Consider the following 11,915-nt stretch of genomic DNA (forward strand, 5'->3'; position numbering starts at 1 on the left):
GGCAAACATCGACGTGCGTGGCGGCACCGCGGGCGGTCTTTCGGGCGGCACGGTCAGTCTGCGCGCGCCGCTGCTGAGCAACGGCGAGGTTCCAGTCTCGATTGACAGTAACGCGCAGATCAAGGGCTCGCGTGCGACGACGCTCGAAGCGTATGCGGTGTGGAGCACGACCGACGCGACGACGGGCGCGCGGCATTTCGACGGGATTGTCGATCCGGCCGGATGGTACGACAGCCGGGGCAACCTGGTATCGGGCACGTTCACCGACCAGAGCGGCCACACAGTGCTCGCTTATACGGCGGGCAGCATGACCGCGGACCAGCTCAAGCCATACCTGACCAGTGACTATTTCACGCCGGCGCGGGGCGCGGCGAACCCGGATCACCAATCGTTCTACGGCTACGTGAACGGCGATGCGAAGGCCGCGGTGCCGGGCACGCTGATGAATTTCGTCGAAAACGGACTGACGGGCGTGGCGAACCAGTTCGCCGGGAGCAACGTCGCGAATCTGCATGTGGTGCCTGGCATTGAACTGGATAATCCGAGCTCGACGATCAATGGCGGCGATATTTCGGTACTGACGAACTGGAACCTGAGTGCGGGTGCGTCACCTACGCAACTGGCGTATCGGTTCAATGGGCAGGCGCCGGACATTACCTTCCGTGCCGACAACAACGTGAAGGTCAACGCGAGCCTGACGGATGGGTTTTTCCAGATTGCGAATCCCACCGGCGCTGTCGCTGCGATTCCCGTGCCCGCCGGGTCGGATTTCAATACGACGTATGCGGGATTCAACAGGCCGATGGTATTTGATGGCCGTGCTAGCTATTCGCTTGGCTACTATAGCAATGCTCGCGGGTTCCACTACGGCATCACAGCGCCGCAGAACATTGCGATCACACCAGCCAATGCTGCCGAAGTAGCGCAATATCAAGGACAGTACGACGCTTATCAGCAGTTTCTTGAGGGTGTAGTAAATTCGTCATCCAAAAATTCGGCTTTCCAGTATGCAGTCCCCTACAGTCGTAGTGCTCCAATTCCTGGACAACCGATGCTGTCGGTGACACCGCCATCTGCAATAGAAGCAGCGTCCGACGCCACGCTATATCTGCGATACCTTGCTGATTACAAGAGCGTATTCAATTCATTGTTCAATCTGGAGATAAAGACCGGGGTGGCCGGCTACCTGCCCTTCCTGCAGCCGCCTCCGCCAGTTCTTGCACCGGTGATCCCCACGTCAACGATCCCGAACGGCACGATCGCAACAGACAACTCGCCCTCCCCAGTGGCTGTCGCGGGCAACGCATTGCCGATGCTATCGGCGTCGTTGACTGGCGGTTCGAGTTCATCGTTCCGGATCGTTTCCGGAGCCGATACGTCGAGTGCGAATCCGTTGGCATTGCAAGCGGCGTCGCTCTTTTCGGCGTCTGGGGGGACTCCGTTGGCGGGCGGCGGCAACGTCACGCTGGACGGGCATTTCGCCTACGACAATTCGAACAACCCGAACAATCCGAACGCGCTGACATTGGTCGCGCCAATGATGATTCGCACCGGTACTGGCTCAATCGATATTGCGGCGGGAAGCAACGTCGTGCTGCAGGACAAGGTCGCGCCGGGCGTCATCTATACAGCCGGTGCGCCGACGGCCGCGGCAGGTGCGCCGGGTGTGGGAAACACCGTTACGATCGTGAACGGCAATGCGTCTCAAGGTCGTCAGAACATTCTTGTTTCTCCGAGCGTGAACCCTGACTCCGCCGGCGATATTTCCATTTACGCGCAGCGCGATATCACCGGCATTGAAAACGTGATCGATCAGACCGGAGCGATATCGGGCTTGGCCGGCAACAACATCAGCCAGTTCTGGTGGCAGTGGATGGAAATCGGCAATCCGACCGGCTCGGTCGGCCTCAGCAAGCCCGTGACGCAGACGGTGCAAACGTCGATCAACTTTGGCGCGTTCGATCAGGGGGTGATGAGCGTCGGCGGCAATGTCTCGGTGACGGCCGGCGGCAACATCACGGACCTGGCGGTGTCGCTGCCCACCACGTGGTATCTGACCAATGCGAATACGGATACTCCGACCGTTAATACGGTCGGCGGTGGCAATCTGTCCGTGCACGCGGGTGGAAGCATCCTGAGCGGCGACTATTTTGTTGCGAAGGGGACGGGAACGATCGCGGCGGGCGGGCTGATCGGTACAGATGGCGTGAACTACACGACTTACAATCCGAGCTATGGCAATGTCGGGCAGCCTCTCATTTTGTCGTTGGGACCGGTGGCTACGCTGCTTGCAACGCAGGATGGAGTATTGAACGTCAGTGCACGGCAAGGCGCAAACATCGGGGGAGTGTTCAATCCATCCTACCTGGCGGGTGGAGATGGGCAAGGATACTCGGCGGCGTCAGCGGTAAGCGTTGCATCGACGACGGGGGACATCGTCCTCGGAACGCTGAATCCCAGCGCGAAGGCATTGTTTGGAGCAAATAGCGGGACGAGTGCAATTTTGCCTGCGACGGTCAGTTTGACTGCTTTCACCGGCGGTCTGGCGATCGAATCCAGTGGCGAACTCTATCCGTCTGCCACCGGAAATCTGAGCCTGATTGCGGACCAGTCGATCGAATTTTCCAGTCTGAATGGCTTGGCTTCCAGTTTGCAGGGAACATCGTATGCGACCCAACCGGTATTCGGGATGCTTGATGAAGACCCCTCATCGATGCCGTCGGCGTTGAACCCGAATGCGAGTGTTCCGTTTGCGACGGATAGCACGATCGGCGCTCATGCACAAACTCCGTTGCATGCGAATGACACGGCTCCGGCGCGCATTTACAGCCTGAACGGCAGCATTGTCAACGGCATTCTTGAGTCCACGGGCTACTACGATAACTTGCTTACGGTTTCAGTCGGCAAGCCAGCCTTGATCCAGGCGGGGCAGGACATCGTGAACCTGGCATTCCAGGGGCAGAACCTGCGCAGTTCGGACGTGTCGCGCATTGTGGCCGGGCGCGACATTTACGACGCGCCGAACTCGTATAGCGGAACGGGAGCGGTGCCGGCGCTAGTAATCGGAGGTCCCGGATGGTTCGATGTACAGGCGGGGCGCAATATCGGGCCGTTGACTACGGCGAGTGTGGCCGCGGGAGCGGCGCTGACCGGCATCGATGCGGTGGGCAACGCGAACAACCCGTACCTGCCGCACGAAAGCGCGAACGTCAACGTGCTGTTCGGCGTTGGGCCCGGCGTCGATCTGTCGGGGTTCGTCTCCACCTATATCGCGCCGGGCAGCTCGGTTGCGGGCGTGCCGAGCGCTACGCCGGCGCTGATCGCGTTCATGAAGGACTACGACGCGGGGCAGATCGTCGACACCGGTTTGGCACAGGACAAGCAGGACGCGCAGACGAAGGTGGACAAGATGACGGCCGACGATGCGTGGAAGCAGTTCCAGGCATTGCCGTCTTACGTACAGCAGTTCTTCGCGGAAAAGGTGCTGTTCAACGTGCTGACCCAGGTCGGCGAGGACTACAACAATTCGGCGAGCCCGTATTACCAGAAGTACGCACGCGGCTACGAGGCGCTGACCACGATGTTCCCCGCGTCGCTTGGCTATACGGCGAACAATCTCGGCGGCGGCAGCAATGGTGCGAACAAGCAGGTGAGCACCGGCAATCTCGACATGCGCAGCACGACGATCCAGACGCAGCAAGGCGGCAACATCTCGATCCTCGGGCCGGGCGGGCAGGCGCTGGTGGGCAGTACGTCGGCGCCACCGCAGATCGTCGACAGTACCGGGAAGGTCGTCGCCGGCCCGGGCACGATGGGTATCCTGACGCTGGAGAAGGGCGACGTGAACATCTTCACCGACCAGAGCCTGCTGCTGGCGCAGAGCCGGATCTTCACCGAGCAGGGTGGGGACATGACGATCTGGAGTTCGAACGGCGACATCAACGCGGGTAAGGGGGCGAAGTCGGCCGCGGATGTGCCTGCGCCGCAGTACGTGTGTGACGCGAACCATTACTGCACGGTCGATGCGCGGGGTGAAGTGACAGGCGCGGGGATCGCGACGCTGCCGAGCGCGGGCGTGCCGGCGGGCACGGTGAACCTGATCGCGCCGCGCGGCACGGTGGACGCAGGTGACGCGGGGATTCGCGCGGGCAACCTGAACGTCGCGGCGCTGCGCGTGGCGAACGCGGACAACATCCAGGTGACCGGCAAGGCGACCGGCATCCCGATGGTGCAGGCGGTGAACACGGGTGCGCTGACCGCAGCCAGCTCGGCCGCCTCAGCGGCCAGCCAGATGGTGCAGGACATCGTGAAGAACAATGCTTCTGGTGCCAGCCAGCGACGCTGGACGATTTCTGTGCAGGTGGAAGGATTCGGTGATACGGGAGGGGACGATGCGCGCAAGCGGCGCGGGTCGGCACCCGCTGCGCTGAATCCCGCGAGCCCGGTCGCTATCCTCGGGTTCGGGCAATTGGGCGACAGCCAGCGTGTGCGCTTGACCAGCGACGAGAAGAGGAGGCTCGACGGAACGTACTGAGCGCAGTGGAAGGGGCGACGCGCCTGCTCTTCGGCGCGTCGGCGGATCGAAAGCTCGATCCAGGGTGCGTGCAGCTCGTTATTCAAAGTCGAGAAGTCCAGCGATTCGCACAGGTCATGCGGTGTAGTCACGGGGCCAAGACGGAGCGAGCCCGGTGGCCGTCACGTCTTTGAGTATGAACTTCGCCTGCTTCGCTACGGAGCCAACCTGCGCTCGCATAGACCACCACGCATCTATCAATGCTGTCTCCTGAGCGGATCTTGAAAAAACTCTGCGGGTTGTTGCGACTGGGTGCGTCTAGAGCTATATGGCGGGATGGATGCGAGATTTTTACTACCGCAATTAAGTTTAAATGTATTTGAAAGTTTAAAAGGGTGGGCCGCGTCGAAGAATTGCGACAGATAGTTGAGTGGTGCTGCACTTCGATGGATGTGCCAGCAGGTGTTTGCGGCGTGACTTGGCGATCGGTCGACCGTTCACGAATGTGTCGGATGTGGCGTCGTGCACTCGCGGGCCTGAGCTGGCCGCAAGATAGCTGAATGTCGCCAGACCCGTGAGAAACCAGGCGTTGCTGGACTTGTCACTTTCTTGTCCGTATTGGTCTAGCGTAAAAGATGCTACTTCCGCAAATGTGGTTGAGAAAGCAATGGCTGCGACGTGCCTTGCGTGACTATCCGGTCTATGACCCACCGCACAAGCTCGAGGAGCGGCTGCTCTCGAAAGAAAGGGCGGCGGAGAATTTCGATTACTTCATGAGTGTACGGTTGCGCCGGCTGGAGCACCTTCGGGGCTGGCTGCGCCGCTTTTTTCGGGTCGAACTGACGCTGGACAGAAATGGTGTGCAGAGACTGAACCGGTGGGCCAACAAGTATGCCGGACTATTGCTTGTCACCGGTCCAAACGGGTATCCAACGAATACGTATTTCGACTACCAGCCATCGTGGATAGATGATGACACTGGTTGCAATGTCGTCTTCGACATGGGTATCGCAATCGGTGAATCAATGATCGCCCAGTGTCCGAAACTGTATTGGGATATGGATCCGATCTCCGCGATCCTGCCACGTATGGCAAGAAGCATGAAAAATGAGAGTGGAACAAGCTTCCAAAGGGCAACGATAACGGGTTTCGAAAATCCGGCGACCTGGAAGGCTCCGCTTCACGATATCTATATATTCTCAGCTGAAATGCAGCTTTACGTGATGACATTCAAAGGCATCCGGCGTCTTCGTCGTAAGCCACGTTCTTTGCGCCGCGAAAAGCTCGGGACAATTCTAAGCGGATTTGACGCCGGCGTACGCGCATATGCAAATCCCCGTCGTGATGAGCAGCGCAAATTCATGTCGAACGCGGAGTATTTCAAGTTGATCGATTCCCAATATGACGGCGAGGGCGAGCATGAGTGATTCCCAACAATGGACAGTCTATGGGCCTGATGCGGCGGGCGGCACTGCTTACGGCGCAGGTCTCGGGGTTCTTACACGCTACCCAATTACGGAGCCAATCTGCAATCGCGTGGACCAAGGCGCATATATCAACGCTTCCTCCTAAGCGGATCTTGCAAAGAACGATACGGGTAATCGCGATCGGGGACGTCTATAGCTATATAGCGGGATGGATGCGAGATTTTTATTTGTGTAAGGAAATTTGAATTTATTCGAAAGTTTGAGGGGTGGGCCGCGTAAACGAGTTGCGACAGATAGTTGAGCGATGGTGCGCTTCGATGGATGTGCTCGCAGGTGTTTGCGGCGTGACTTGGCGACTGGCCGACCGTTCACGAATGTGTCGGATGTGGCGTCGTGCACTCGCGAGCCTGAGCTGGCTGCAAGATAGCTGAATGTCGCCAGAACCGTGAGAAACCAGGCGTTGCTGGACTTGCCTCTATCATGTCCGTATTGGTCTAGCGTAAAAGATGCTACTTCCGCAGATGTGGTTGAGAAAGCAGTGGCTGCGACGTGCGTTGCGTGACTATCCGGTCTACGACCCACCGCACAAGGTCGAGGAGCGCCTGCTTTCTAAAGAGCAGGCACGCGAAAACTTCGACTACTTCATGAGCGTGCGCGTGCAGCGCGTTGCGCATTTTCAACGCTGGCTGCATTGTTATTTTCGAGTCAACCTTACGCCAAATAGGCAAGGCGTCAGACGGCTGAATCAGTGGGCGAACAAGTATGCTGGACTTTTACTTCCCATTGGTTCGGATGGTCACCCGACAGATACGTATTTCGATTACCAGCCCTCCTGGACAGGCGATTGTGCTGGTTGCAACGTTGTTTTCGATATGGGTATCGCCATGGGCGAATCCATTATTGCCCAGTGTCCGAACTTACACTGGGATGTAGACCCGATTTCAGCAATCTTGCCACGCGTAGCTAAAAGTCTAAAGCAATCAGCCGGAGCAAGTTTTCAGCGACCAGTCGTTACGGGATTTGATAATTTGGCGACATGGTATGGGCCGCTACACGATATTTATATATCTGTAGCCCAGATATGGCGTTATCTAACGACATATGCTGGTATCAATCGATTTTATAGTAAGAGATCCTCTGCATCAAGACGTAGCCTGAGGCGGACACTGGTGAGCGAATTTGACGCCACGCTGAGAGCCTACCCGATAGCCGATTCGAATGGGTTGCGAAATCGAATGTCGGATTCAGAATATTTCAAGCTAATCGACTCTCAATCTGATGACGAGGAAGAAGGCCATGAGTGACTCGCAATGGACTGTATATGGGCTCGACGCAACGGGTGTCATGCTCTATGACGCGGGTCTGGGCGTTCTAACGCGTTATCCGATGGCAGCAGGTGATTATCTCGCGAATCTTGGGAGTAACAGCTGTTGAACCTGCCCCACCTCGAAGATATGACGGCCGAATGCAGTGACAGGCGCGCTGGGGATAAATTGAATTTACCGATATGAATACCTATGGAAAACCGGAGTAGATCGTGAAGACATCAGGCGTCCGTGTGTCATTTGATCTTATGCTGCTCGTCAATCGCGTTGTCGCTCTCGCCTGCGTAGGTGTGTTGGCGCTTCCATCAGTTAGCCATGCCGATGTCGGCGTTATGGAACCCGTCTGGAGTCGGCCACCTCGCGTGTATGAGCTGCCGCATCAACTGTCGGTTCCGCGAATAGAACAAGTGCGCGATACGGTAAAGATCGGTAATTTCGACGTCGACGGTGCGACGGTCGATATAGTTCTGGTGGGAAACGGAGAGAGGCTACTCGGCGGGAGCGGTAATGCAAGGAGGATCCATAGTGGCCTGTACGAGTTGTCAGCCGATCATCCTGATCATTGTGCGCTGAAGCTGTACGTCGAGCCCCGTCGTATCGGCATAAAAGGGACGCAGGGGGATGCTGCCGACGATCGTTTCTGTCCGATCGAGACAATCTGGATTCCTATAAAAAAGTAAACGTGAGCTATCGGATGTGGATATGAGCGCACGAGATGTAGAGCTGCTCATGTGAATAGTTCGAAATAGTGACAAGCATCGATTCAAATGACGGACGGCCCCCCAAACCTTCAGCGTTGACTTGCAATAAAGAAGATAGACATGGGTTGGAAAACACAACTGATCCTCATTCGCCCGACCACTCTTGCCAATGGTCCTGACGGACTTCTTGCTGCGTTTGGATATGACAAACGGCGTCGCCTTGACGATGTATCGTTTGGCGGGTGTGGGGCGGGAGACGTATGGATCGGATCGGTGGGCGAATGCGTCGTGATCTACACGACGCTCGCCTGGAGCTTTCTGGATGACGCTGACGCAACGGCGGACTTTGTGCAGTTCAGAAACGCACTGCTCCAGCAGTACTCGGAGGCCGAGATCGTCGTTGTGACGCTCCATAGCGTCATCGAGCAGTGGGGCTTCGTGTTCTATCGTAACGGCGCCCTGTTGCGGTGTCAGCATGGATACGATGGCATGGTGCTTCGCGATGAGGGAGCGCGTCTTCCCATTGAGAATGGCATCTTTCCTGGCCTGCAGCGCTTTGAAGACGACGGAGGATCGATCTCCTATCGCGAGCCAATGGAACCTGGTCTTGACATGACGGAGGCCGACCTGGGGACATATCGGGTTTGGGAGATCATTCGGTCGTATACAGGTTTCTCATTGGACAGCAGACAACTGGATGAGACGATGGGAACAAGCTTCTTGCTAAGCGACGAACAACCCCGGACACCCCCCGTAACCCATCGCCCGGAATCCCGTCCGCGCTCCTGGTGGAAATTCTGGCGCCGTTGATCGCGCTTGCTGGCTGACAGACAAACGTAGCGAAGTTTTCCGCGCGCCGGTTTTCCGCTTCGGCTTGCGTCCGGCGGGTTGCTTTTATCCCTGCGACGCTTGTCCGTTGTGCCGACTTTAGATTGTCACATTCGGTTTTTACGATACGTCGTCCAGTTTCATGCGATCAGTGCCTCGAAGACCACGATGCGCTGTCCATTCTCTCCAGCATTGACCTTATGACAGGCTCCCTGGCGTCGCCCGGTGCTCTGGCGCTCGCTGTCTGCGTCGCATTAGGGAGTGTCGTGATGATGCAGTGCAGGGCGCAGGAAGCGGGGCAGGCAGGCCGTGCATCTGTTGCGGGATCGATCCATCTCGACATCCCGGCACAGTCTCTCGCTCGGGCCATGCAGGCCTATAGCCGTGTGTCCGATCTGCTGGTCATGGTGGATGCCGCGTTGCTGGACCAACGGATGAGTCCGGGGGTGGTCGGGGACTATTCTCCACAAGAGGCGCTGCGCCACCTTCTGGCCGGAACGGGGCTTACGCCACAATTTACCAGCGATAATTCTGCGGTCATCGTGCCTTCGCCCCAACAGCAGACGTCGACGAATGCGTCTTCCGACTTGATCTCAGCTCCTGCAATCGACGCGAATCAGGTGACGTCGGCCTACGCACTTGTCATTCAGGCTCGCCTGACGGAGGCGCTATGTCAGTCTCCGCTAACTCGACCCGGGAGTTACCGACTGGCAGTGCAATTGTGGATTGGCGCGACGGGGGCCGTCACCGCGTTGAGGCTTCTTGGTTCGACGGGAGATGCTGGCAGGGATGCCGCAATTGGTCGCGTGTTGCGTGATCTGGTGTTCGATACAGGGCCTTCGTTGAATCTGCCGCAGCCGGTCACCATCCTGTTGCGCCCCGAGAACACTCGCATCGTCAGTGGCTGCGGCCAATCCAGTCAGGCAGTGAGCGCCGATGTCCGCTAACAGTACACTCACGGAACTGAAGGAGCGACTGGTCGAGCGCTACGCGGCGTTACGCAGGCGGCTCGAGCACATTACCGGTTCCAGGGACGACGCATCCGAAGTGCTTCATGAGACCTGGATGCGCCTCGAAAACATGACGGAAATGGGACGCGTCGCCAATCCCGACGGGTTCCTGATTCGCATGGCTTCCAACGTCGCAATCGATCGGTTTCGACGCGAGCGACGGCATTTTCACGATGTGGTCGACGATGACACGCCCGAGGTTCCGGACGAGCTGGCCGATCCCGAACGGATCGTAGCCAGCCGAAATCAGCTCGCGGCGCTGGAAGAGGTGTTGCGCAGCCTGACGCCGCGCCAGCGTGCGATCGTGTGGGCGTCCCGGGTGGATGGTCAGGTGAACCGGGAGATTGCCGAACGGTTCAACATCTCGCTTCGTCTGGTGGAGAAGGAACTGAGCCTTGCGCTGAAGCTCTGTACTCAACGCATGTGGGAAAGGTCGCATGGCGATCAGCCCATGCAAAACAGAAACGTGGAATCCGATGGCCGTGAGTAAGCTCGACGAGTCGTGGCAGGTGCTCGAGCGGAAGGCCCGGGCATGGGTGATCCGCATGCATTCGGGAGACGCGACGCCCGACGACAGGGCGGCGTTCCTGCGCTGGTGCGCCGAGCGCCCTGAGCATGCGCGAGCGGCTGCAACGATAGGTGCCACCCTGAGTGCCATTGATTTGCTGGCGCCAAAGCTGGCGGCTGAGGATGCCGCGTCCGGCGAGCTCTGGACCGGTGTTCCCCGACGGTCCATCCCGCGGCCGGGGAGGCGGGCGTTCGTCGGCTTTGCCGTTGCCGCTGGCGCTTCATGGCTGGCGTTGCGTCCCCCCTTGCAGCTATGGCCGTCCGTCGGAGATCTCGCAGCCGACTATCGCACTGGAACAGGCGAGCAACGCCGCGTGACGCTAGCTGACCACGTAGCGATCGAGATGAACACGCAGACGCGGATTGATCTGCTGCCGGCGCGGTATGAGCAGTCAGGTCGGCCGGGTATCGAACTGCTGTCTGGCGAAGCGGAAGTTGTTGTCGGTGCGCCGCTGAATGTTCGCGCGCAAGCTAACGCGCCAGTTGTCGTCGTGGCAGGGCGCGGTCGCATGCTGGTGCAGGCCGCGCGCATGAATGTGCGGCGTAACGGCGAACAGTTGTGCGTCACATGCCTGTCGGGATCGCTTCAGGTCGAGCATCGCGAGCGGCGGCTGACCCTCTCCGCGGACGACCAGCTTGTCTATGACGACCGTCACGTGGGTGACATATCCCGTGTGGACTCGAGCGCCGTCGTCGCGTGGCGTCATGGCCTGCTGGTGTTCAATGACGTGCCGCTTGCGCAGGTCGTCGCCGAAATCAATCGCTACCGGCCAGGGAAACTCATTCTTCGCAATGCGGGACTTGGAGAGCGGCGCGTGCAGGCGAAGCTTTCGATCGGCGAGATCGACCGCGCGATCGACATGATGCAGCAGGTCTATGGCGCGCAAGTCACCAGGTTGCCGGGCAGCATAATCCTCCTGAGCTAAGGTCGCGGCAGCGTGCCAGTCAGCCCCGCTGTCACGCCCGTCAAGAAAGCAGCTGTCGTTTTTTCCATCGTCCATTGCGCCAGGCCGGGCGGTACTGCAACCCACCATACGGTCGGGCGGCGCGTTCTTTCGATCCTCCCTCGATCCCGTCGCCCCGTAACTCCTCTCGATCACGACACGCCGCGACGCGTGCGGGGTTTTAAAACTCGCTTCGTCAGAACCATTAGAGCACTGCGTCGATCAGGTACGGGGTGCGCAGGATTCCGGTTTCGGAGCGATATGTGTCGACTGTCCATTCGCGTCTGGTCCGGAAGGTTTGGGTTCGCCATTAACGGTGGTTCGCTTGAAATCGGGGAAGTCACGCATGGGCGCTCGTAATCTCACATCATCCAGCCTCATTCACAAGCGAGCCCGGCCGGGTACGCCAAGACCGAGCGCGATCTACCACACGATCGTGTTGATGCTTGCAGCCGGCGCGACGGTGCACGCGCACGCTGCCGGGATCATGAATCTCGGGCAGGCGACGGCGCGCGCGTCGGGTGGCGGCGCGGGCGGCAGCGGCGTGCCGGGCGTGCCGAACCTCGGCGTGTCGGCGCAGCAGGCGCTGCAGGCGAGCCA

Annotated in this window: 8 protein-coding genes; all 8 read left to right on the forward strand. The window is 58.8% G+C overall.

What is annotated here, in order from left to right; all coding sequences use genetic code 11:
* Positions 1-13 precede the first annotated feature (13 nt).
* The 8 genes from G3N94_RS35995 to G3N94_RS36030 all read left to right on the forward strand — a co-directional run bounded on the left by G3N94_RS35995 (position 14) and on the right by G3N94_RS36030 (position 11,297).
* A complete protein-coding gene (locus G3N94_RS35995) occupies positions 14-4,534 on the forward strand; it encodes a filamentous haemagglutinin family protein (RefSeq protein ID WP_346778763.1) in 4,521 nt (1,506 codons plus the stop codon).
* 635 nt (positions 4,535-5,169) lie between these two features.
* Positions 5,170-5,940 carry a hypothetical protein gene (locus tag G3N94_RS36000; protein WP_205798926.1) on the forward strand — a complete coding sequence of 257 codons (771 nt, stop codon included), beginning with the start codon at positions 5,170-5,172 and terminating at the stop codon, positions 5,938-5,940.
* 527 nt (positions 5,941-6,467) lie between these two features.
* Positions 6,468-7,244: a hypothetical protein gene (locus tag G3N94_RS36005; protein ID WP_205798928.1), complete on the forward strand. Its 777-nt coding sequence runs from the start codon at positions 6,468-6,470 to the stop codon at positions 7,242-7,244.
* A gap of 233 nt (positions 7,245-7,477) precedes the next feature.
* Positions 7,478-7,945: a hypothetical protein gene (locus tag G3N94_RS36010; RefSeq protein ID WP_205798930.1), complete on the forward strand. Its 468-nt coding sequence runs from the start codon at positions 7,478-7,480 to the stop codon at positions 7,943-7,945.
* 141 nt (positions 7,946-8,086) lie between these two features.
* Entirely contained in the window at positions 8,087-8,776 is a 690-nt protein-coding gene (locus tag G3N94_RS36015) for a hypothetical protein (protein WP_205798932.1), read from the forward strand.
* A 218-nt stretch (positions 8,777-8,994) separates the two neighbouring features.
* Positions 8,995-9,741, forward strand: coding sequence for an STN domain-containing protein (locus G3N94_RS36020; protein WP_241022266.1), 747 nt, complete (start codon positions 8,995-8,997; stop codon positions 9,739-9,741).
* Entirely contained in the window at positions 9,731-10,294 is a 564-nt protein-coding gene (locus tag G3N94_RS36025; RefSeq protein ID WP_205798934.1) for an RNA polymerase sigma factor, read from the forward strand. Before G3N94_RS36020 ends, G3N94_RS36025 begins: the two co-directional genes overlap by 11 nt.
* Entirely contained in the window at positions 10,281-11,297 is a 1,017-nt protein-coding gene (locus G3N94_RS36030) for a DUF4880 domain-containing protein (RefSeq protein ID WP_205798938.1), read from the forward strand. The genes G3N94_RS36025 and G3N94_RS36030 overlap by 14 nt, the downstream gene beginning before the upstream one ends.
* The last annotated feature ends 618 nt before the right edge of the window (positions 11,298-11,915 follow it).

This window comes from Burkholderia sp. Ac-20353 (assembly GCF_017104785.1).
Taxonomy (GTDB): Bacteria; Pseudomonadota; Gammaproteobacteria; order Burkholderiales; family Burkholderiaceae; genus Burkholderia.